Source organism: Actinocrispum wychmicini, assembly GCF_004345645.1.
GTDB lineage: Bacteria > Actinomycetota > Actinomycetes > Mycobacteriales > Pseudonocardiaceae > Kibdelosporangium > Kibdelosporangium wychmicini.
In genome coordinates, this window is record NZ_SLWS01000003.1 from 217,141 (window position 1) to 240,831 (window position 23,691).

Sequence of the window (23,691 nt, forward strand, 5' to 3'; positions counted from 1 at the left end):
GAGTAGTCTCTAACCAAGGGGTGTGTGGATGATTGACGGGGGGTTGCGGGAGCGGCACAAGGCTCAGCGGCGGACTCGGATCCTCGACGCGGCGCGCGAGCTGCTGCGGGACAGTCCGGACTCGGTGCTCAGTACCGAGCGGATCGCCGAGCGGGCGGAGGTCGCTCCGGCCACTGTGTACAACCTGATCGGGCCGCGGGACAAGATCTGGGAGGCGCTCGCTGCCGGGTTCATGGACGACCTCGAGCGCCGGCTGGCGGTGTCGGGGGACTTCGACGCGCGTGCGGTGGTCAGGTTGACGGTCGGGCTTTTCGTGGACGATCCGGTTGTGTCGCGTCGGATGGTGCGTGGGTGGGAGGAAAGCGGCCTGGTGTTTCGCCGCAGTCCGCTCGTCCAGCTTCGGCGGGCGATAGCGGAGGCACGGACCCAGGGCGTCCTAAGGGACGACGTTGACCCGGACGCGTTGGTTTCCGTTGTCGGCACGTCCTGTGTGGGGGCGTTGCATCAGTGGGTGGCCGGACTGATCGACGACGATCGGTTTCTCAAGCGTTGCCTGTTCGCGTTGGATGTCGTACTGGCCGCGGCGGCCGCGGATCCGCACCGCGATGAACTGTTGGCGCCGCTGCGGATTCGAGGTGCGACATGACAGCCTGCGCGTGGAGCTTTGTGGGTCGCGGCGGGATCCGACTGGTGGCGGACGTGTGGGGTCAGCCGTCCTCGCCGCCTCTCATCCTGCTGCACGGGGGTGGTCAGACGCGGCACGCTTGGCGGCGGACCGGCCCCCGGCTGGCCACATTGGGGTGGCGGGTCATCTCCGTGGACCTACGGGGGCACGGCAACAGTGGATGGTCGGCCGACGGTGACTACGACCTCGAACTGTTCGCCTGGGACGTTCGGGAGCTCGTCGCCGAGGTCGGCGGGCGGCCGGTGTTGGTCGGTGCGTCGCTGGGCGGGGTGAGTTCGTTGCTCGCCGCCGGGGAGGAACCCATGGCGTCGATTCGGGCTCTGGTGCTTGTCGACGTCGCCCATCGACCGGATCCGCGGGGGGCTCGCCGGATTGTCGAGTTCATGCGTGGCCGGCCGGAGGGATTCGCCAGCGTCGACGAAGCGGCCGCGGCGGTGTCCGCCTACCTGACGCATCGTGCCCGCCCGGACGACCCTGAGGGCCTCCGGAACAACCTGCGGCGGCGCGGCGACCGGTGGGTCTGGCACTGGGATCCGCGAATGCTGGACAGCCTCGAAGGCCGGCTGGACCCGCCCGGCATGGCGGACCGGCTCCTCGACGCCGCACGCCACGCCGACGTGCCGATCCTGCTCGTCCGCGGCGGAATCAGCGACGTGGTGCGCGAAGACGTCGCCGAGGAGTTCTGTGCCAAGGTTCCCCTGGCGCGGGGCGTCGAAGTGGCGAACGCCGGACACATGGTGGCTGGCGATCGCAACGAGCACTTCATCGGTGCGATCATCCCGTTCCTGCTGGAGATCGGGGTTCACTGATCACTGTGGACCGGTCGCCGATACCTCGCCGGCGGCGGCATGGGTCGTGCGTCGAGTCTTGGAATGGCGGTCGTGTGTTCGTACGCGGTCTCGGCGCGGCGATGCCGACCTACGTACTCTTCTTTCGGCACCACCAGGCGGATTGGCGTTGTCCGCAGGTCGTAGCCCTGCCGGAACGGGATGAACAGGCCGGCCAAGACACCAACGCCGACCACGGCCACACCGACCCAGATCGCCGGCACCATCCCGTGCAGGAACGAAAGGGTGAAGTCGGCGCGTGAGCGGATCGGCACCTCCGCGGCCTTGGTGGTGAACACGGTCGTGAGCACGGCCACACCCAGTGCCCCGCCCACTTCGCGGACGGTGTTGTTCGCGCCGGAGGCTTTGCCATGTTCGTACGGTTGCACCGAGCCCAGCACGACCGCCGAGGTCGGACCGATCACCAGACCCATCCCGACGCCGGCGACGACCAGCGCGGGCACCAGCTCCGAGTAGCTCACCGTCGGCGTGACCAGGGCCGCGATCCAGGCCAGCCCGATGCCTTGCAGGGCAAGGCCCACTGTCATCAGCCGGCCGCCGCCGAGCCGGTCGGTGAACAAGCCGGCCAGCGGCGCGAAGATCATCGGCATCGCGGTCCATGGCAGCGTCCGTAAGCCGGCGGCGAACGGCGCGTACCGCAACGGCCCCTGAAGGTACTGGGCGAGAAAGAAAATCGAGCCGAACACACCGAAGAACATCGACAACGACAGCACATTGCTCGCGACGAACGCCCGGATCCGGTAGAACCGCAGGGGCAGCAGCGGATGGGGCGCCCGTCGTTCCCACAGGACGAACAACGTCAGCAGCACGCCCGCGCCGGCCAACGCGGTGACGATCAGCGAGTCGTTCCACCCGTTCTCGCCGGCCTCCACGATCGCCCAGACCGCCAGCGTCACGGCCGCGGTCACCAGAACCATCCCGAGCAGGTCCAGGCCACGGTCGCGGCCCTTGCTCTCCCGTAGCGCCCACCGCGCCAGCGGCAGCGCGACCGCCGCGACCGGCACGTTGATCCAGAAGATCCACTGCCACGCCAGGCCCTCGGTCACCGCGCCGCCGACCACCGGCCCGAGCGCCACACCCAGGCCGTTGACTCCGCCCCACAAGCCGAGCGCGGCACTGCGCTTCTGCTCCGGAACCGCCGCGGCGAGCAACGTCAGCGACAACGGTTGGACTGCGGCGGCGCCGACACCCTGCACCACGCGCGCGGTGATCAACGCCGGGATCGAGTCGGACAACGCACACGCCACCGACCCGACGGTGAACAGCGCGACACCGATCAGGAACACCTGCCGCCGGCCGTACCGGTCGCCCAATGCCGCGCCGGTCAGCAGCAGGCTCGCGAACGCCAGCACGTACCCGTTGACCACCCACTGCAGGTCCGTGACGTCGGTGCCGAAGTCCTTGCGGATCGCGGGCAGCGCGTTGGTCACGACCAGATTGTTCAACGACACCATGAACATCGGCACGGATGCGGCCAGGATCGTCCAGCCGGGTGCGACTCGCCTGGCCACACTTCTCACGTTCCCACCTCCTTGGCAAGCGAGAACTGGCGGTAGCCGAACGACTTTCCCGTCGCGTGCAGTGTATGCAGGACGTCTGCCCCCGCCTCCACGTCTGAGGAGGTGGTGAACCGCCTGTGCGGCTCGAACCGGTGCCACAACCGCTCCAGGCACAGCAGTGTCGGCAACGCGCCGGCCAGGGGAGTTCCTTCGAGCCAGCCCGCGGAATGGACGGCATGGCCCAGGCAGGCCGCGGCGGCGTGCAGCACTGTGTACTGGCCGGCCAGATCGAACAGTTCGGCTGACTGCCCGTACTCGCGGGCCGACCGTCGGGGCAGACTGGACAGTTCGGCCATCACCCTGGCCAATTGGCCAATGAACAGCTCACCGAGCCGGACGCATCGCACGAGCCGGTCGGCCTCGGGCCCGCCGGCCGTCACAGCGCGCTCACGCAGTGACTCCAGTGAAGTGCCAAGGGAAAGCAGCACGTCATCACCGCCACGATGAAACGGTTCGGCCGCCCACGGCCGGTACTCCGGCAGATCCGCGTCCCAATCGAACACCACCCTCGCCCGGTCCGTCGGTGGCGTGTCCCGGGCGCCGAGCAACGTGTCGAGTTGCAGTGCGATGTTCTTCAGGTTCACCAGGCTGTTCCCGTCGGCGAAGCCGGTGATCGGCAAGTCCCGCTTGAGCTTCTGGAACACTCCGTACCGCGGGTGGTCACGCAGGTAGTACCTGGCGCCCAACACCGCGGCCAGTTCGGTGACCGTTCGCTCCAATGTGGACGGAACGAAGTGCTTGGCGACCGCCGAGAACACGCTGCTCTGCTCGGGTACGACTTGGAGGCTGCGCGCGGCGCACGTGCCGACCACGTCAGCGATCAACAAGTCGGCGAAGCAGCCGACAAGCGCCCGACGGGACACCGGCAGGTCGATCACCCGCTGGCCGAACACGGTCCGCGTCACGGCGAAATCCGTCGTCAGCCGCAACGCCGTGTCCGCGCATCCCTGTGCCAGTGCCGTGACCATGACCCGGATCGAATGCGAACTCTTCAGGGTGATCTCCAGGCCGCGCCCCTCGGCGCCGACCAGCGCGGAGGAGGGCACGTACACGTCCGTGAGCCGGAAGCCGCTGGTGTCCACGCCACGCACCCCGTGCAGGCGTTGCTTGGGCAGCGGCCGGATTTGGTGCGCGGGCACGGTGTGCCGGTCCACGACCAGGATCGAGAACCCGCCAGGACCGCCGCGCTCCGCCGTACGCACGAAAAGCACGAGATGGTCGGCCAAGGTGCCGTTGCCGATCAGCCACTTCTCGCCGCTGACCAGGTAACCGCCGTCGGCTTTACGGGCGCTCATCGCGTTGGCGAGCACGTCGCTGCCGTGCGCGCTCTCGGTGAGCCCCCAACACATTTTCGCGCCGGCCATCACCCGCTGCCCGTAGTGCCGCCGCTGGTCGTCGGTGCCCGCGACCCAGATCGGCATGTACGACAGGCTTGTGGTGCACATCGCCATCGCCACCGCCGCGTCCCGCCTGGCTACCTGGGTCACCAGGGCCAGGCTGTCCTGCACGTCGACCGCGCGGCCGCCGGCACTCACCGGGACCGCGTAGTCCTGGGCCGACCAGGCGTGCAGATACGCCAACGGCAGGTGCGGGTACGTCTCCCGTTCGTCGTGTGCACGTGCCGAGGCGAAGGACAGCGGCAGATCGTCGAACGGGTCACCGAGATGCCGCTCCAGGCTGCCGACCAGAGCGGCCAGTTCGGTCACGCCGGCCATGCCGCGAGTCCCTCCACAGTGGATGAACTGGACTCGGCCATCGGCAACGGCACCAAGGAGAACAGCCGTCCGCTGCCGTGCAACCGGCGGGCCAGCGCCACGGTCGCCGGCAGCGCGGCCCGAGTCAGCCGTCGGTGACGCTGGTGGGCGCGGTCGAGCAGCAGTTCCAGCACCGGCCACAGCCAGGACGCGGTGCCGGGCGGCAGGCCGGCCAACGGCAGGTGCCGGTTGAACCACCACAGGTGCACACACCTGGCCGCCGCGTGCAGGTAGCAGAACCGTTCGGCGAACTCGACCAGCTCGACGGCCGCTTCCGAGCCACGCCGTCCCAAGGATCCGAGCGCGTCCTCACGCAGCATCGCCAATGCCGCCTGGACCGACGACATCGCCTTGCTCGCCCTGATCGCGTGCTCGTCGCCGTCCAGCGCGGCCTTGGCGAACGCGGTGATCGACGGCAACGCGGCGGTCACTTCGTCCCGTCCGCGAGTGGACAGTTCCAGTTCGGACAGTCGCAGTGGCGGGAGATCCGCGTCCAGGGCGAAGGTCGGCGCGAGATCCGCACCGGCCAGGCCGAGCCGGGCAGTGACGATCTGACCCAGTTGCATGGCGACCAACCGGGTGTTCGCGGTCGGACCGGTGTCGATGTGGCGGACAACGCGGTTGTCGCGCCGGATGACGTCGAACGCCGCGAACCGGCCGTCCCGCAGGACCGAACGGGTGCCCAGCACGTCACCGCAGCGGTCAAGCACCTCGTCGGAGAGGTCGGCCAGCACCTTCTTCGTCACGCTCGACCAGAGGCTTTGCGCACCAGGCAAAGTATGCAGGGCACGAGCGGCCGAAAGCGCGACCGCGTCACCGGCGAGCAAGGCGGTGAACGCGGTGCCAAGATCGGCTTGGGTCTGCGGATGGTCCACCAACGTCCGGCCGCCGACCACGTGCTCGGTGGCGAAGTCGAGCGCCAGCCGCAACGCGGTGTCCGCGCACGCCAGGTTGGCGGCCGTCCCGGTGACCCGGACCACCTGCATCGCCTTCATCGCCGTCTCCAACCCGCGACCCACTGTGCCGACCAAAGTGGACTGTGGGATCCGGGTGCCGTCGAACCGGAACCCGGCGAAGTCGATGCCTCGCATACCGATCGTGCGCTGTGGCGCCGCCACCCGCGCGGACCGCAGTGGCCGGCCGTCGAGCAGGAAACACGAGAACGCCGACGGCCCCCGGCCGCCGGTGCGGGCCACCAGCAGCAGCGCCGCGCACCGACCGCCGGAGCCGACCAGCCACTTCTCGCCGCGCAGCCGGAAACCGCCGCCGTCCAACGGTTCAGCGACGCACTGGTTGGCCAGCAGGTCGCTGCCGTGCTCCGACTCGGACAGGGCGAAGCCGATAGACGAGCCGTCGGCCAGCAGCCGCCGGACCCGGTCCCGCTGCGGTTCGGACCCAGACAACAGCACACAGGTGGCCGCCGTGATGCTGAACATCGTCGCCGGCATCACCGTGACGTCCCGCCGGCCGATCGCCCGGACGATCATCATCGTATCGTCCGCGGTCCGGCCCCCGGGCAGGAAAGCCGTTCGCAGCATGGGGTCGGCCTTGGCCGCCAACGCGCCGGGATACGTCTCCGCCTCGTCCCGTTCCACCATCGACGCGAACCCGAAGTTGCTGACCGGATCCCGGGGATCGCCGAGCGCCCGGTCCAGGTCCACGGCGTCGCGGTACGGACCGCTCCAGGTGATGGGCGAGAGTGTCCGGCTCATCGCCTGCTCCCGTCGGTCGACGGCACCGGCTGGTAGTCCCGGCAGGCGGCCGGAAGACGTACCCCGGCGAGTGCGAGTTGCTGCACCCGGGTGACGAAGGCGGCTCCCCGCATCAGATGCGTCGCGACTTCGGCGACCCGTCGGTTCTCCGGCGCGGCCAGGTACGTCCCGCGTGCCCACTCGTTGAAACTGCCCATCGCCGGGCCGCACCAGATCTGGTAGTCACCGGCGCGGTCGGTCTCACCGCTGGTCGCCCACCGCGACGACATGCCGAGATACCACCGGAACACCAGAGCCATCCGGCGTTTGGGGTCGGTCGCGGCCCGGCGGACCTGGTCCGGGTCCCTGCGGTCGAAGTACTCGACGACCTGCGCCCACACGTGCTCGATCGGATGGCGCAGCACCTGCCGTTCCAGCTTGTCCCGGTCCGCGGCGGGCAACGCGTCCAAGCCGTCGTGACGCCGGTACAGCTCGTACAACTGCTTGGCGCGCATCGGAAACAACGTCCCCTTCTTGAGCACCTGGAGGTCGACGCCGAGCTCGAACATGTCCGCGGCCGGTGCCATCTCGCAGTCCGCGATGCCGGCGGCGCAGAGCAACTGACGGACCGCGTCCGAAGTCCCAGCCTCCACGCAGGACTGATTCACCGAGCCGGTGACCACGTAGTCCGCGCCGAGAGCGAACGCGGCCGCAGCGGCCTGGGGCGTGCCGATTCCGCCTGCCGCACCGAGCCCGACCGGTGTGGGGTAACGCAGTTCTCGTTGTACGGTGTCACGCAGTCGGGCGATCGTGGGAAACAACGCGACCAGCGGGCGGCGGTCGGTGTGGCCGCCGGAATCGGCCTCTACCGTGATGTCGTCGGCCATCGGCACCCCACGGGCCAGCGCTGCCTGTTCGGCGGTGATCAGCCCGTCGGCCAACAGCCCGGCCACGACGGATTCTGGCGCCGGACGGAGGAACTTGGCGGCCACCTCCGGCCGGGACACCTTGGCGATGATCCGGTTGGCCGCGGTCACCGACCCGTCGCCGGCCCGGCTCAACCCGGCGACCCGGTACCGCACCACGTTCGGGGTGAGGTCGAGGAACGCCGACGCCTCAACGCATCGCACCCCGTGCCGCAGGTACAGCTCGACCGCGGACCGCTCCAACGCCTGTTCGCTGGGGCTGTGGATCAGGTTGGCCGCGAACGGCGTCCCCGGGATCTCCGCGGCGAACCGCCGCAGCGCCCGGTCCACCCGCTCGGGCAGCAGGCCGGCGGCCCCGAAACTGCCCAGGAATCCGTTCCGGGCGAGCGCGGCCACCATCTCCTCGGACGCGATGCCCGCGGCCATGGCGCCACCGAGATAGGCGTGCCCGACGCGGTGTCTAGCCCGGAAGGCGGCCGACCCCAACCGGCCCGGCGGCAACGGCCCGACGGCGGCGATCACCCTGGCGCCACTGGGTTGTTCGGTGGCCAGCCCGACTCCGCCGCCGGTTTCGACGACGTAACACGGCAGCTCCAATCGACCGAGAACGTGCCGGATCCCGTCGACATCAGTGCGGACGGCGGCCGCGGTGGTCCGGGTCATCGCGCCTCCACGGCGAGGTCGGTAAGTTCGTAGATGCGCAGGGAGCCTCGCCAGACGTTGGCGTCGGCGATCACCAGCAGCCGGTCGGGTTCGTGCCGGATGTCCTTGACGTGCAGCTCGAACGCCATCTCCGGGTCGGTCCGCAGGATCTGGCCGCGGTACTTCCAGCTCATCGCCACCCCCACCGGCAGGGCGAAGGTGGGCGAGTCGCCGGCCAGTCCGGTGTCGGTCACGTAGCGCCGCAAGGCTTCCAGGACGGCTTCGACGCCGAGGGAGCCGGGCATCACCGGGTCTCGGTGGAAATGGCAGTCGAAATACCAGTCGGTCGGGTCGATCTGGCGGCGACCGTACACATAACCCTTGCCGTACTTGCCGCCGTCGACGACCACCTCGTCGACCGGGCGCCAAGGGGGAACGGACTTGCCGGCGTCGAGCCCGACCTGGTTGGCGAGGGCGTCGGCGGTGAAGTACCCGAACAGCGACTCACCGACGTAGAAGACCTCGTCGTCGCAGGACAGCTCGTAGGAGAACCGTTGCAGGGTGGCCCCGGGGACGGCCTGGCTGGACAACAGCGTCGACCGCTGCCGGATCGTCCGGCCCTTGAGATCGACATCCTTGACGAGGGTGGCCTGGCCGTCCAGGTTGCGGATGCTGTACTCCTCGGTCGGGCTGGCCAGGGTCGCGCCGAGGTAGTAGCCGAGCAGGATCGCCGCCTGCAGGGACGTTTCCATGTACACGCAGTTGGGCATGGCCGCGTTGGTCGCGTAGTACCAGGCTTCCGGCGGCGAGTCGTACTCGGTGTGCATCACCGCGCCCGGGGTGAGCCGGCCGCGGATGCCGTCCAGGCTCATGATCCGGTCCACGAACTGGAAGTCGCCGTTCGGGATGTGCGGCGCGCGGCGCTGTCCGTAGACGTCGAACTCCGGGCCCATGGCGACGCCGAGGTCGCCTTTGGCGGCGTGCGCGAGATGCAACTCGTTGATGAACGCTGGCTCGCCGCGGTGGTTGCGGCGGCCGAGGAACTCCGGCACGCCACCCGGGCCCGGCCGGTACGGGGTGCCTGGCTTCTCCCGGACCTGGATGCCGAAGTCCCGCATGCTGATGATCGGCTTGTCGCCGTCGTAGACCGTGATGTCGGCGACGACGGTTGGGCGCGGCAGCAGGGTCAGACCGGTGATCTCGGCTTCGTACCGGATCTTCTCGGTGGCGGGCGTGATCTGGCCGCGGACCTTGACCTCGGTGCGCAGCCCGGGGACGGACTGGAACTCCGCGTCTGGCAGCACCAGGTGCATCCCAAGGTATACGGCATACACTTGGAGGAGTTGGACGCCGCCTTCGGCGACCAGCGAACCGGCCAGCACCGGATCGCCCGGGAAATGGCAACGGAAGTACCAGCCGTCCGGGTCCAGTTGCTTGATCGCGGTCAGCGCGCCCAGGCCGCACGGTCCGCCGAGCCGGTCAATGCGCGGGATACTGTCGACCATCCGCAGCATCTCGCCGGGCAGCCGCAGCGACCGGTTGGCGGCGTCCGCGCGCTGGTCCCATTCCGGGCCGAACACGTCACCCGGCCGGCCAGCGGCCAGCTTCGCCAAGTCCGATGTGGACAGTTCGGTGCGGTCGGTCCGGGCGAGCGGTTTGAACCAGGTCTTCTTGAACGCGGCCCGACGGCGATGATCGGCGGCGGTCGCCACCACGCCACGGGAGTCGTCCAGTTCGTCAGGGGAGAAGAAGCCGGCGCACGCGTCGAGCAGTTCCAGGATCAGCTGCCCGTCGGCGTAACAGCGGTAGCCGAAGAAGAACAGCAGGCTGTCGCCGTTCCACACGAACCGGTTGATGGCGATCTCGTACCGCAGGGTCTGGCCGGCGCGCGGCAGGCCGCCGTGGAAGACCAGCCGGCTGTCCAGGAGTCGGTAGCGCCGTTCGCCCCGGGTGCGGAAGTCGATGCCGAGGTAGCTGATCAGCAGCAGGTCGCACTGGCCGGCCTCGATGGTCACCGCGCACGGCGTCAGACCGTCTACTGTATACCATGCATCGTTCGGGATATCGTATTCAGTGATGATGGACGCCGGTTCGAAGGTGCCGGTCGTTCCCTGTATGTCGACGACGCGGCTGACGAACAGGTACGGTGGTTCTGGGAGCCGTACCCGGGTAGGGTAGCTGTCGGCCTCGGCGAACCGCGGCCCGAAGACGTTCGCGACCTTGCCGCTGGCGAACTCGAGCAGGTCGTCCGGACCCCAGACCACATCGTCCTTTGTGGAGTATAGGGCGTCCAGAGCGCGCTCCTGCACAGCGGTGTGTGCTCGCAGCACCGCCCGGTGCGCCTGGGCGATCGTTCCGGCCATCGTGCGCAACGCGGGTTCTCGCTCGACGGTGACGACTTCCTGGGGCTCGATCGCTTGGGCAGCCCGTCGGACCCGGTCCACGATCGCCTCGCCGCCGCACCGAACCGTGTGGGTGCGGCGCGCGGGTGCCTCAGGGGCCGCCGGCCCGAACAGCCGGCCGAGGTCGATCTTGAGGCCGTGGCTGATCAGCCGGGCCAACGCCTGCGCCAGCACGGTCGCGCCCGCAGCGCCGCGCCGATCCACGGACACCGCGAGGTGCTCCGCGCCGGCGAGTGTCTCGGTGACCCAGCGGGTGCAGGTCGCGCCGGGGCCGACCTCCACGAAGTACCGGAACCCGCGTTGGTGCGCGGTACGGACCAATCGGCTGAAGTCGACCGTGCTGCACAGCGTGTACGCGATCCGCTCGGCGATCACCGACCGGTCGATCGGGCCGACCTCGCTGTAGTCGTACGCGGACAACAGCTCCAGGCCTTCGGCCGGGGTGCCCAGCGGGTAGTCGTTCAGCTCGGCCAGGGCGTCCAGCTCCGGGTCGACGATCGGGCAGTGCATGACGTGGTTGGCCGGCGCCTTGGCGGCCCGGCACCCCAACCGGGCGATCACGTCCCGGCACTGCACGGGATCACCGGCGAGCACGACCTCACCCGGCGTGTTCACATGGGTCACGAACACGCGGTCCAGTCCGTCGATCGCGGCCCGGACGTCGTCGACCGCGGCCAGCACCACGTGGGTGGACCAGACCTCGCTGTCCGGGGTGTCGTCGGGCAGCCGCCAGGTCCGGCGCACCAGGTGCTTGGGGCCACGAAGCTGGTCCTGGAACAGCGGGCTCGCGGCCAGCGCGCCGTCGTCCCGATGGGCGGGATCCCAGACGCCGAGCGCGAACAACATGCTGCTTTCGCCGAGGCTGTAGCCGAACCCGCCGTCCGGGCGCAGGCCGAGCACGTCCCGGAGCATCCTGGTGTGCAGCACGGCGATGTTGGTGCCGGCGGCGAGCATCACTGGGATGTCCTCCTGCAGGTCCGCCTCGTGCCGGAGCATGGCCCTGCGGTCGACGCCGGCACGTGCCCGCGGGAACAGCCGGGCGTGGTCGAACCGGCCTTCGCTCTCGTCCTCGAAGTCGGCCAGCAGCTGCGGGAACAGTCCGAAGACGTCCCGGCCGGCGCCGGGATACGTGGTGAACGCGCCCGGGTAGACGAACGCGACCCGGCCGTCCGGTCCGATCGGCCGAGCCGTGCAGTAGCTGCCGGACGGCGTGGTCCATTCACCGCCCTGGTCGATCACGGCTCGCAGATCCCGTTGCGCGGCAAGCAGTTCCTGCCGTAGGCGGGCTGTGTCCGTGGCGACCACCACCGCTGTGTACCGACCGGATGGTGTGTGCGGGACCTTGCCGGCGTCCACGTCGGCCAGGCACCGGGCGGCGGCCTCGGCCAGCTCGCGTCCGGTGTCGGCGGACAGGGGGATGATGAACGGACCGCTATAGCCGAGCCGTTGGGCCGGGGCGGCGGACGACATGATCAGGTGGACGCCGGCCGAGCCGACGGCCGCGATCCGCTTGGGGCCGCGGCGCAGCCAGGGCTGTGGCGCTTCCAGCCGGCACCAGGGTGTACCGGTCGGATCCATGGCGAAGGACTCCGGAGTGGGCGGCAGTTGCGCCTGGTGCAGGCACAGCGCGACCTTGGCCACCGACGCCAGCAACGCGCACTGCTGGGTGTCGCCGACGAGCGGGGTCAGGCTGCCCACCGCGCAGGTCAGCTCGTCGCCGCCGGTCTGGTACGCCTCGGCGAGCGCGGCGGGGTGGTCCACCTCAAGGTAATCGACCTGGTCCGGGCTGATTCCGGTGTCGGCGAACGGGTCACCGCCGATGCGGATGGCGTCGATCGTGGCATATCCGGTTTCGCCTGGCCGGGTCACGACGAGCACAGTCGCGCCGTCGCCTGGAGGCGTCGAGGAGGTCCTGGCGAGGACGTTCTCCACGCCACACGCTAGGTCGACGGCGCCGACGACGACCGCCTCGATGCTGGGGTCCATCAGCAGGAGACCGGCGACCTCAAGCGCGCGGGCACTGGAGGACACGGTGAACGACGGGCCGGTGAAGTCGCGGGACGCCGAGACCCGGCTGGCCATGATGTTGCCGATGTACGACAGCACTTCGTTGGCGCCCAACGGCTCGTGCACGGCGTCCCGCACTGCCGCCTCCAGCCGGTCCATCGCCTCTGGAGGCAACGTCACCTCGGTACGGAGGTGCGCGCCGATGTCGAAGCGGGCCCGGTGGGTGTGCGTCCGGGGCTCCATCTCCATGGCGACCACGACCGCGACACGCGACCGCCGGGGGAGCGCCGCGTCAGTCAGCGCCGCCTCGGCGGCTTCGAACAGCACGGCGTGCTGGGGGTTGAACTGACCGAGGTCGGCCGGTGGGATGTGGTAGGCCGCCAAGTCGACCTCGGCGTGATCAATGTATCCCGCCGGCCCGAGCCGGGCCGCTGGTGGGTCGAGCTTGTCCGCGCCGAACCACCGGTCGTCCGGTCGCGGCCGGAGCACGGGTTCCCCGGTCCGGACGACTCGTGCCAGGTCAGGCAGGGTACGGACATCGCCCAGCCGGACGCCGATGCCGACCACGGCCAGTCGCGGCGGCCGGACCGGGTCGTCGTCCTGGGGGACTCTCGCTGGCTTGTCGGCGATGACCACGTGCGCGTTGGTCCCACCGAAGCCGAAGGCCGACACCCCGGCCCGGCGCGTTCCGGTCCACGGGCGCTCGGTGCGGACGACCTGCTCGGCCAGCGGTTCGCTGACGCCCAGGGTCGGCGGCAGCACGCCGGCCCGCATGGCCAGGATGACTTTGAGCATGCTCGTGAAGCCGGCGACGGTCAGCAGGTGCCCGACGTTCCCCTTCACCGAGCCCAGGGCGGGTGGTTGGCCGAAGAACGCCTCGACGCCGCGTAGCTCGGTGCTGTCGCCGATCGGGGTTCCGGTCGCGTGGCACTCGATGTAGTCCACGGTGGACTTGTCGATGCCGGCATAGGCGTGCCGGTACGCGTCGAGCTGTCCGTCGACGTCCGGGGTGAGCATGTGGCCTCGGGCGCCGTCGTTGCTCAGCCCGATCGACTCGACGACGGCGTGGATGCGGTCCTCGTCCCGGATCGCGTCGGCCAGCCGCTTGACCACGAACACACCCGCGCCCTGACCAGTGACGATGCCTGTGGAGTCGGTGTCGAACGGCTGGCTGACGCCGTTGCGGGGAAAGGCATGCAGGTTGGAGAACGACAGGTGGATCAACACCGGGTCCGGGGCGCACACCGCCCCGGCGAGTACCACGTCCGCCATGCCGGCGGCCAGGTAGTCGCGGGCCAGGGCGAGCGCGTAGAGCATGGACGAGCAGGCCGCGTCGAGCGCGATCCGTGGCCCGCCAAGGCCGAGCGTGTCGCCGACCACCTCCACAGGCAGCCCGAACGGCCGCAACCCTCGGTAATCGCGATCTTCGACCGGGGGGACCGCGAGGCCTCGCACGCCCTCCGTCACAGCCCGGTGGATCAGCGGGAGGGCCAGGTTCGTCGACTCCTCCGTGGGGAACGCGTAGTTGCCGAGGATGAGCCCGGTTCGGCCAAGGACGTCGGCCGGGATTCCCGCGTCGGCCAGGGCCTGCCTGGCCACCCGCAACGGCCAGCGGATCACCTTCTCCGGCCCGGTGTCGGGCACGAAGCCGCCGCGGGTGGCCGTGATCCGGTGGCGTTCGTCGCCCCAACCGCCCGGGACGGACGCGTCGGTGCCGAAAACCTCCCGGCCGCCTTCGGTGCGCAGGTCCCGTCCGGACCGCAGCGCGTCCCAGAACTCCTCCGGGCTTTCCGCGCCAGGCAGCAGGCAGGCCATGCCGACGATCGCGAGTTCCATCACGCCCCCACCGCGAACTTGTCCGCCAACGCCTCGCTGCACACCAGGTCCACATCCCGGAACCGCAACAGCACCCGGCCGCCTCGTGAGCACGCGGTCACCGTGCACATCTCCCGTGACTCGACCGAGCCGGTCTGCTCCACGACGACGAAGAACTCCTCGTTGTCCGGCAGCACCGCGTGACACTCCACGCCACCGACCGCGACGGGCAGGCTGGCCACGCCACGGTGGTGGCGGACCCACACCAACGCCGCCTGTAGGAGCAGGTCGGCGAGCACCGGGTTGTACGTGTCGACGGCGTACGCGCCGTCGGCCAGGTCGGCGTCGGCCAGAGAGCATGCGAACACCGTCCGGTCATCGGTCATTCGCTGGATGCCGCGCAACTTGGGACCGTGGAAAAGCGTTCCGTCCTCGTACGCGGTCACCTCCTGGGTCGGCTCCGGGAGGTTGGCCAGCACGGGAGTCGGCGGCAGCGCGGTGTCGGACATCACCGCCTGGTAGCGGGGCCGGTCGGACTCGTCGAGCACCAGCACGCCGACGGAACCCGGCGTGCTGCGCTCGACGATCCGCATCCGCAAGTCGCCCGGCGAACCAGTTAGTCCTTTAAGGACAGCGAAGTCGGTGAGCGTACGCAGGTCAGGCCGGATCCTGCTGACAGCGTTGAGAACGGCGCCGATCGCGACCGTCGCGGGCAGCACAGGCAGCCCGCCGATCGCGTGGTCGGCGATGACCGGATGCCCGGCGATCCGGCTGATGTCGCGGTGCAGCACCAGACTTCCGCTGGACCGCACGGTCCGGGTCGACAGGGGTGGCCCGACCACGGTCACCACGTCCCGTGACCGTTCCGGCCGGAACTGGTCGACGAAGTGCCGCACGCCTTCCGCCAACGGGATCAGCGTGACCCCGCGTTCGGTGAACATCCGCGCCAGCTCCGGAGTGACCATGCCGCCCGCCCACGCACCCCAGTTGATCGCGGTCACCGAGCTGTCCGGGTACTGTCGCTTGAGGACACCGGCCATCCGGTTGAGCGCCTCGTTGGCCATCGCGTAGTCGGCCTGCCCGCGGTTGCCGAAGAACCCGGCGACCGAGGAGAACAGCACCACGTGCCGGAGGGTTCGGCCGTCGAGCGCCGCCAACACCGCAGCCAGGCCGGCGAGTTTCGGGGTCAGCACCCGGAGCACGTCCTCGGCGCGTTTGCCGGCGATCACCTGGTCGGCCAGCACCCCGGCGCCGTGTACCAAGCCGGTGATCCGGTACCCGGCAAGCGCTTCCGCCACGGCGGGCGCGTCGGCGATGTCGACTGAAAGGTATTCGGCCCGGCCGCCGATCTCGCGGATCCGGGACAGCGTCTGGGAAATCTCCCGTGAGGCGACCAGGTCGCGGTACGTCCGTTCGACATCCCGGGGTGTCGGGTTGCCCGAGGCTCGCAGATGCGTGACGATCGCCGCCTTGAGGCCGTCGTCGGGAACGTCCCAAGCCCACGCCGGCTGCTCTCTCAACCGCGAGCGGCCTATCAGGAGCAGGCCGCACTTGTAGCGTTCGGCCAGTCCGATCGCGCACGCGGCCGTGACGCCACGGCCGCCGCCCGTGACCACGAGCAGGTCGTCCGGTCCCGGTTCGGCGACCTCGGGACCCGTCGTCCATAGTGGACCTTCGTTGAGCGTCGCCGTCCAACGTGTTCCGTCGGCGTCGTACCCGACGTGCGCCAAGTCCGCCTGGCTGTCGGCCAGCTCGGCCAGCACCAGCTCGGCGCACTGGCGCTCGGCCAGCTGTGGCGCCAGATCCAGGGAACGGCAATAGATGCTCGGCGCCTCGATCGCCAACGTCTTGACCAATCCGGACACTCCACCGAGCACGGCCCGTTCCAATATATCCACCTCGGATATATCCAGCCGGGTTACCGTGACGAACGCGGCTCGTCCGGCTTGTTCGAGCAAGGCCTGGGTGTCCCTCGCGGTCAGCAACGCGTCGGCGAGGCTCATGCTGGCCGCGGCGACACTGTCCGGGGCCGAAGGGGCGATCCACAACGCGAGATCCAACTCCCGCACACCGTCCAGATCCCGGCGGACAGCCCAACCGGCGGCCTCAAGCGCCGCGGTGACCGCCTGCGCCAACGGGCCCGGGTCACCCGCGAGCAACGCCACCGGCGACGCCCGGTGGACCCGGTCGATCCGGTCCACCGCCGGCAGCCGGCTCAGCCCGACGCAGTGCCGCCCGATCACACTTTTGGGCCGACGGCCACCTCCACCGGCTCGCCGAGGAAGGCCACGATGTCGTCCAAAGTCCGCAGCTCGGCCAGCCGCTCCGGCCCCGCGCTCGCCGACCCTGGGAACAACTCGCCCAGCACACCCATGATCTCGACCCGTTTGATCGAGTCGATGCCCAGGTCGGCCTCGACATCCATGCTCGGGTCCAGCATGTCGGTCGGATACCCGGTCTTCTCGGACACCACCTGGAGCACGGCGTCCCGGACATTGCCCCGCGGTTCGATCACGACAGGTTCGTGCGTGACGACGATGGGCTCGACCTCGGTGTGCCAACTGGTGATCACTGGCGGGGGATAGTCGACGGCTGGTTGGGGCGTCGGCGCACCCGCTTCGAGCTGGGCGACGCTGCGGAGGACCTCGCTGGCGTGAATGTGACTCTGGCCGATGGCGACGCTGTGCTGTACCACGGCGTTGATGCCGGCCAGGACGGGTTCGCGCGGTCCCTGCTGGGCTTCGGTGGCGAGTACCGCGCTGAGGCGTTCGGCGATCCGCAGCTGGTTGGCCAGGTACTCGCGGTGCATCGCCAGATGTTCGGCCGCGACCGAGGGAACAACCGGCGCCGAAGCCCGCACGGGGGGAGCCACCGGTATGTGGTCAGTGTGGTTGTTCACGCGCAGAGCTTCTTCGAAGTCACGGCGGCGCTGTTCGGACACGTGGTTCACCCCGTTCAACGGAACCCTCATTCCCTTACTTGGTTCGGGCTTCGGCCGCTCCGCGGTGAAGCGGTTGAGCCGGCTGAGTGGCAGGCCCAGCACGACCAGCCGGGCGGCCACCTGTTTCATGGCCCGGTCGCTGTCCCGTCCCGGGCCGGCGTCGGCAGCCAGCACCGCCACGTCCGGGCGGTCGGCCAGGATCCGCCGGGTCAGGCCGGCGAGCACGGCTTTGGGGCCGAACTCCACGAAGATCCGGAACCCGTCGGCGTACATCTGCTCGATCCGGGTCGAGAAGTGGACGGGTTCGTGGAGCTGCCTGACCAGCAGGTCCCGGTTCGCGGCCACGTCCTCGCCGTACGACGCGTCGATCACGTTGGGGTACACCGGGAAACGCGGCTTAGCTATATCCATCGTGGATAGAGCGTCGCGGAGGAGTTGCCCGGCATGCGCGACATAACGCGTGTGGAACGCCGCCGCCACCGGGATCTCCTTGGCACCCACACCGGCGGTCCGGCAGTCGTCGACGAAGGCCCGTACGGCTTCGGTGCCGCCGCCGACCACCACCTGGTCCGGGGCGTTGATGTTGCACACCACGACATCCGCGTGCCCGGCGAGCATGGACCTCACCCAGTCGACGCCGGCACTGACTGCGGCCATCGTGCCTGGGTCGGCGGTCGGATCAGTGCGGTTCATCGCCCGACCTCGAGCCCACGCCAGCCGCACGAACTCGCTTTCGGTGACACTGCCCGCCGCGCACAACGCCGTCAGCTCGCCGAAGCTGTGCCCGATCGCGCCCTCGGCCACAAAGCCGGACCCGGCGAGATAGCGGTACTGGCCAAGCGCGAGCGCGCCCACCGCGGGCTGGGCGTAGTCGGTGCGGCGAAGTGCGTCCTCCTGAGCGTCCCGGGTGGCGGCGTCGAAGGCCGGCGGAGGGAACACCACACGCCCCAATGAGAAGGCGGTGGATGCCAGGTCGAAGGCGGCGCGGATTGGGGGGATCGCCATCGCGGCATGTGCGCCCATGCCGACGTACTGGCTGCCTTGGCCGGCGAACATGGCGACGACCGGCCCGACCTGGGCTCGACGGCGGTAGTAGGCGCCGGGGAATTCGAACGAGTCGGGCGAGGAGCGCAGGCGTTGGGCTGCCTCGGTTCGCAACCGGGCTAGTTCCGCCTCGTCGACGGCGACCACGGCCAGGCGGGCGTGGTCGGCGGGAATCGGCGAGTCCGATGGGTCCGACTCCAGGCGGGAAACCAGCTCACCGGGAGTGGGCGCGTGCCAGACGTGCACCTGGGCGACCGGATGCAGCACGGTCACCTCGCCGCCGTGTTCTTCGAGGCCGCCGTGTTCTTCGAGGACACAGTGGAAGTTGGTGCCGCCGAAGCCGAAGGACGACAGCGCGGCGCGGCGGACCGGCCGGTCGGGGTCGGCGATCCAGGGACGGGTCGCGGTGTTGACGTAGAACGGCGAGGTCGGGAAGTCCATCGCTGCGCGTGGGCGGTCCACGTTGATCGTCGGCGGCAGGACCTTCTGGTGCAACGCCAGGGCCAGCTTGATCATCCCGGCCGCGCCCGCGGCGGCCTTGGTGTGCCCGATCTGGGACTTCACGCTGCCCACCGCGGCGAACTGGGTGTCGTCGGTCGCGGCGGCGAACGCCGCACGCAACGCGGTCAGCTCGGTCAGGTCGCCGACCGCGGTGCCCGTGCCGTGGCATTCCACCAGGCCGACCTGGTCGGGGCCGAACCCGGCGTCCTCGTACGCCCGGCGCAGTGCCACTTCCTGGCCTTCTTTGCGCGGGGCGTAGATGCTCTTGAACCGGCCGTCGCTGGAGCTGCCGATGCCGCGCAGCACCGCGTAGATCCGGTCACCGTCCCGTTCGGCGTCGGCCAGCCGCTTCAACGCCAGCATGCCGATGCCCTCGCCGATCAGGGTCCCGTCGCCGGACTCGTCGAACGGCCGGATCGTGCCGTTCCGGGAGAACGCGGGCGTCTTGGAGAAACACAGGTACATCAGGATCGTGTTCTCCGCGTCGCAGCCGCCGGTGATCATCAGGTCGGCCCGGCCGCTGGCCAGTTCCGCCGCTGCCATCCGCACCGCGGCCAGCGAACTGGCACAGGCGGCGTCCACCGTGCAGTTGGTGCCGCCGAGGTCGAACCGGTTGGCGATCCGGCCGGCCACCACGTTGCCCAGCATGCCGGGGAACGAGTTCTCCTCCCACGGCGCGAACGCCTTGACGAACTTGTCCGCGATCTCTTTCGTGTCGGCCTCGCTGAGCCGGCACGCGCGGAGGACCCGTTTCAGCACCGGGGTCTGCAACCGGGTCGCCAGCGGCTGGGTCAGCGAGTTCGCGCCGGTGACCCCGAGCACCACGCCGGTCCGGGACGGGTCGTACCACGACGAGCCGGGCGCGCCCGCGTCGGCGAGGACCTGTTTGGCCACCACCAGACTCAGCAGCTGCAGCACGTCGGTGACCTCGAGGGTGTTCGGCGGCAGGCCGAACTCCATCGGGTCGAACCGCACGGTCGGGATGAACCCGCCGCGTTTGCAGTACGTCTTGTCCGGCGCCGAAGGGTCCGGGTCGTAGTGGTCCTCAATGGACCAGTGGGTCGCCGGCACGTCCTCGATGCAGTCGCGGGCCTGGACGACGTTGTCCCAGAACTCGCGCAGGTCGCCGGCCTTCGGGTACAACGCCCCGAGCCCGACGATCGCGATCGGAGTCTCCATGTCTCCCCCTACGAGGAACAGGCGAGCGCCAGCCGGTCGCGGATCACGCCGGCGATCACGGACGACTCGCGCAACATCGAGTAGTGGTCGCCGGGACAACGCGTCACCGACAGGGTGCTGGCCAGCCGCTGCCAGCCGAGCGCGCCCGGGGTGGTCAGCAGCCCGGCTTGCGGCCGGACCAGCGTCATCGGCACCCGTGCCGGCTCGGCCTGGTACGCGGCGGTCAGGTCGACGTTGCGGAACAGCCCGGCGAGGTACACGTCGAACACCTTGCGCAGCCCCGCGACGGACACGTCCGGCCACACCAGACCGACCCGGATCGCCTCCCGCAGCACCACTTCGAGCCCGGTGCCGATGTCCCGCCCGCGCAGGACGCCCGCCGGCAGCTCAAGCCGTCCACCGCGTTTGGCGGCCAGATACCCGGCGAACCAGGTGAGCAGCACCTCAGGTGTGAAGTCGCTGGCGTCGCGACGGTGTTCGGGCACCGGCGCGATGCTGTCGAGCACCACCAGATGCCGTGGTAGCTGGTGATCAGGGAGCGACGCCGTGGCCGCGTACGCCACCACACCGCCCAACGACCACCCGGCCATCAGCCAGGACCGCGCTGGCACGAGCCGGTCGACGACGTACCTCGCCAGACGCGCCACCGACACGTCCTGGCCGCCGTCGCAGAGCATCATCTCGCGGTAGGCCGGAATCCGCTCCAGGTCGATCACGAGCAACTCGGCGTCGAGCGCCTCGGCGAGGCCCGCGTAGCTTGTCGCCGGCAGCGCCCCCGGGTGCACCATCACCACGACGTCAGCCGGCATTGGCCCGCTCCTGCACGGAGACGATCCACGCGGACAGGTCGGCGATCGTCGGGTGGTACCAGAGTGCCGTGGTCTCCAGCTCGAAGCCGAGCCAGTTCTCCAGCTCCCCGGCGAGCACCAGTGCCTCGGTGGAGTCCAGGTCGAACTCGTCGAAGTACTGGTGCACGTCGACCTCGTGCGGCTCGGCCGCGAGCCGGTGGGCGATCTTGCCGACCAGCCACTCCTGGACCTCGCCGACGGTCAGCGGGGTGGCTGTACGGGTGACCTGCTCGGTCATCGGGTCTCCAATCGGTGGGCGGCTAGGGCGTGTCAGATCCATCAGACACGCCCTAAGTCGCGCAGGAGGGACTCCGCGGCGGCGCGGCCGGAGTCGAACGCCGACTCGTGCGAGCCGACGATGTCCGGCCCGAGCTTCCTGGCGTGGAAGTACGAGCCGGCGAACTTGACACGCGAGTCCTCGTTGACGGTGTGGATCTCCCGCTGCAGGCGGCGGACCTCGGCGGTGAACACCGGGTGCCGGTAGCGGATGTCGGCGATGACCCGATCCTCGCGAATCCGAAGTGGACAGTCCAGGGTGACGAAGAAGTCGGTGTCACACCGGAAGTCCTGGAGGTGGTTGAGATAGTAGACCACCCAGGACGCGTACTCGTCACGGTGCCGCGTCCGGCCGTAGTTCCAGCTGCGCCAGTCGGCCGTGTTGGCAGGCATCACCGCGGGGTCGGTGTGCAGCACGGCCCGCGTCGGGTGGTACGCGATCGCCTCCAGCATCCGTTGCCGGGGTGTCGGCCGGTCCAGCAGGCGCAACGCCTCATCCGCATGTGTGGCAAGCACAACGTGGTCGAACCGCTCGACACTGTGGACAGTCCGGACCGCCACCGCGTCGGGTTCCGCCCGCACTCCAAGCACCTCGGTGCCCAGCCGGACTTCGCCGTTCGCCGCGCGCAAACTGTCCAATGCGGCCCGCACATACGTGACGCTCCCGCCGGCCACGGTCCGCCACGGCACAGTCCGGCCACCGAGCCCTTCGACGCCGTGCGCGAAGAAGAACGCGATCACCGTGCTGGCTGGCATCTGCCAGATCCGCTCGGCCGGCACCGACCAGGCGGCGGTCGCGATGAGCACGATGAACCCGTACCGGAAGCTTTCGCTGTACCCGTTGCGGTCCAGGTACTCCGCGAGCGGCACCTCGGTCCGGCCGCGCATGAAGTCCCTGGGCGAGTCCCGGTGGAACCGGGCCGCCTCCCGCCACAGCCGCACGAACTCGGCCGGGTACCGCGCCACCACCTCGTCCTCGGACAGGTCGAAGTCCTCGGACACGTACGCCCGGCTGGTGTCGGCGTCGAAGAAGCTGAACCGGCCCGGGTGGGCCTTGGTCGACACCCCCAGCTCGGCGAAGAACCCCGCGATCGACGGGTAATGCGGTTCATTGTATACAATGAACGCGGTATCCAGTCCGAATGTATTCCCGTTCCGGTCGACCTCGACGGTGTGCGCGTGCCCACCGGCCCGGTCGGCCGACTCGAACAACGTGACGTCCGCGTCGGCGCGCAACCGGTAGGCGGCGGAGATGCCCGCGATCCCGGCTCCGATCACGGCGACTCGCAAGGTCACTGGGACTCCCGTCACCGGTCACCGAACAGGGACGCCCACAAGGAGTCGAGCGCGGACCGCGGCTTCGCCGGCTGCTGGGGCGCCGCGGGCATCCCGGCCATCCCGGGCATGTTCGGCATCGGCCGCCGGTCGTCCTCGGTCGGCTCGGGGCGGTTGGCCGGGCCGGCGGTGACGCCGATGACGTCGCGCAGTGGCCGGTTCAGCACGCTGCCGATGAGGTTGTCGCTGTTGAACAGGTCAAGGAACGTCCGCACGAACACGCCGTGGCCGAACTGGTCCCACCCGTTCATGAAGTCCGCGTGCCCGGTCAGCGTGCTGTTCATCGCCGACAGGGTCAGGCCCTTGCTGGACGTCACCTCCGGCCAGAACACCGTTTCCTTCAGTCCGGGCACGCCCACCGGGTGGCTGGCCGGACACCTCCCGCGCGAGCTGAACGCCATGTGGCTGGTGTGGTCCGCGCTGTCCAGGTCGCGGCCGTTCCAGCAGTCGGGGAACCACACGGTGAGCGTCAGCGGCTTGTTCGGGTTGGGGCAGGACGGGATCACGCTGGCGGAGGCGTGACTCAGGTCGTCGTTGCACGTCCACTCCACAGTGGACAGCGACTGCTCGGCCATCGCGTTCGCGTTGCCGGACACCATCTGCAGACCCGGCGGGAACGGCTCGACGCGCTTCTTGAACCTCGCCTGGTACGTGGCGACCAGCCGGTCGGCGGTCAGCGGCCGGCCGTTTCGGCGCAGGTTCGCGACCCAGTAGGCGGACTTGTCGAACGGGATGTTGCACGTCGTCTGGCTGGTGCGGCGCAGGCTCCTGATCGACGAGAACGCGTCCGTTGTGGAGTTTCCGTAGAAGTCGTGGGTGTGCGACTTGCCGGGCTCGTCCAGGAAGACGATCGGGTCGTCGTTGTTGCGGTGGCTGAACGAGCAGATCGCCTGGAACGAGGCGTCCTGTTTGGACGGGCGGTTCGCGGGGGCCGGCGGCGCGGTCGGGGCGGCGGCGCTGATCGGCGCGGTCCCGAGGACCATCCCGCCGATCGTGGCGGCGACAGAGGCCGCGGTCAGCCCCACGGCGAGCCGCCCCCGCCCGGCAGGCGTGCGGCGACCCGCGAACAAGTGGCGTTCGGACATGGATTCAAAACCTTCCTGGGTTCGGGCTCGAAGACTCGGCTGTGCCCGCTCGCACAGGCTAGGGCGCCAGTGGTCCAGCGCAAGATCACGCAGGGTTAAGGACCGGTTAATGGCCGTTTTTCGGCGGTGAGAAGGTTCACCTGAACCGGATAG

General features: G+C 69.6%; 13 protein-coding genes. 2 read left to right on the forward strand and 11 right to left on the reverse strand.

What is annotated here, in order from left to right:
- Positions 1 to 28 precede the first annotated feature (28 nt).
- Both EV192_RS15310 and EV192_RS15315 read left to right on the forward strand, forming a co-directional pair.
- The gene (locus tag EV192_RS15310; protein WP_243726855.1) at positions 29 to 646 is read left to right on the forward strand and encodes a TetR/AcrR family transcriptional regulator; all 618 of its coding nucleotides are present in this window, start codon (positions 29 to 31) and stop codon (positions 644 to 646) included.
- The gene (locus EV192_RS15315; protein WP_132115741.1) at positions 643 to 1,494 is read left to right on the forward strand and encodes an alpha/beta fold hydrolase; all 852 of its coding nucleotides are present in this window, start codon (positions 643 to 645) and stop codon (positions 1,492 to 1,494) included. The genes EV192_RS15310 and EV192_RS15315 overlap by 4 nt, the downstream gene beginning before the upstream one ends.
- Here the strand turns inward: EV192_RS15315 and EV192_RS15320 are convergent.
- From EV192_RS15320 to EV192_RS15370, 11 genes are read right to left on the reverse strand one after another with little or no spacing between them, the layout of a single operon-like run.
- Positions 1,488 to 3,053, reverse strand: a complete 1,566-nt coding sequence (locus tag EV192_RS15320; RefSeq protein ID WP_207926062.1) for an MFS transporter — start codon at positions 3,051 to 3,053, stop codon at positions 1,488 to 1,490. The two genes, EV192_RS15315 and EV192_RS15320, sit on opposite strands and share 7 nt — an antisense overlap.
- A complete protein-coding gene (locus tag EV192_RS15325; protein ID WP_132115743.1) occupies positions 3,050 to 4,807 on the reverse strand; it encodes an acyl-CoA dehydrogenase family protein in 1,758 nt (585 codons plus the stop codon). Before EV192_RS15325 ends, EV192_RS15320 begins: the two co-directional genes overlap by 4 nt.
- A complete protein-coding gene (locus EV192_RS15330) occupies positions 4,795 to 6,558 on the reverse strand; it encodes an acyl-CoA dehydrogenase family protein (protein WP_132115745.1) in 1,764 nt (587 codons plus the stop codon). Before EV192_RS15330 ends, EV192_RS15325 begins: the two co-directional genes overlap by 13 nt.
- Positions 6,555 to 8,126, reverse strand: a complete 1,572-nt coding sequence (locus tag EV192_RS15335; protein WP_132115747.1) for a PfaD family polyunsaturated fatty acid/polyketide biosynthesis protein — start codon at positions 8,124 to 8,126, stop codon at positions 6,555 to 6,557. The genes EV192_RS15330 and EV192_RS15335 overlap by 4 nt, the downstream gene beginning before the upstream one ends.
- Positions 8,123 to 14,350 (reverse strand): beta-ketoacyl synthase N-terminal-like domain-containing protein, encoded by a 6,228-nt coding sequence (locus EV192_RS55750; RefSeq protein ID WP_132115749.1) that lies wholly within the window; start codon positions 14,348 to 14,350, stop codon positions 8,123 to 8,125. The genes EV192_RS15335 and EV192_RS55750 overlap by 4 nt, the downstream gene beginning before the upstream one ends.
- The gene (locus EV192_RS15345; protein WP_243726856.1) at positions 14,350 to 16,572 is read right to left on the reverse strand and encodes an SDR family NAD(P)-dependent oxidoreductase; all 2,223 of its coding nucleotides are present in this window, start codon (positions 16,570 to 16,572) and stop codon (positions 14,350 to 14,352) included. Before EV192_RS15345 ends, EV192_RS55750 begins: the two co-directional genes overlap by 1 nt.
- Positions 16,569 to 19,994: a type I polyketide synthase gene (locus EV192_RS15350; protein ID WP_132115751.1), complete on the reverse strand. Its 3,426-nt coding sequence runs from the start codon at positions 19,992 to 19,994 to the stop codon at positions 16,569 to 16,571. The genes EV192_RS15345 and EV192_RS15350 overlap by 4 nt, the downstream gene beginning before the upstream one ends.
- A gap of 8 nt (positions 19,995 to 20,002) precedes the next feature.
- Entirely contained in the window at positions 20,003 to 20,803 is an 801-nt protein-coding gene (locus EV192_RS15355) for a thioesterase domain-containing protein (protein ID WP_132115753.1), read from the reverse strand.
- A complete protein-coding gene (locus EV192_RS15360; RefSeq protein ID WP_132115755.1) occupies positions 20,793 to 21,080 on the reverse strand; it encodes an acyl carrier protein in 288 nt (95 codons plus the stop codon). Before EV192_RS15360 ends, EV192_RS15355 begins: the two co-directional genes overlap by 11 nt.
- 41 nt (positions 21,081 to 21,121) lie before the next feature.
- Positions 21,122 to 22,414: an NAD(P)/FAD-dependent oxidoreductase gene (locus EV192_RS15365; RefSeq protein WP_243726857.1), complete on the reverse strand. Its 1,293-nt coding sequence runs from the start codon at positions 22,412 to 22,414 to the stop codon at positions 21,122 to 21,124.
- 11 nt (positions 22,415 to 22,425) lie between these two features.
- A complete protein-coding gene (locus EV192_RS15370; RefSeq protein WP_132115757.1) occupies positions 22,426 to 23,538 on the reverse strand; it encodes a DUF1996 domain-containing protein in 1,113 nt (370 codons plus the stop codon).
- Positions 23,539 to 23,691 lie beyond the last annotated feature (153 nt).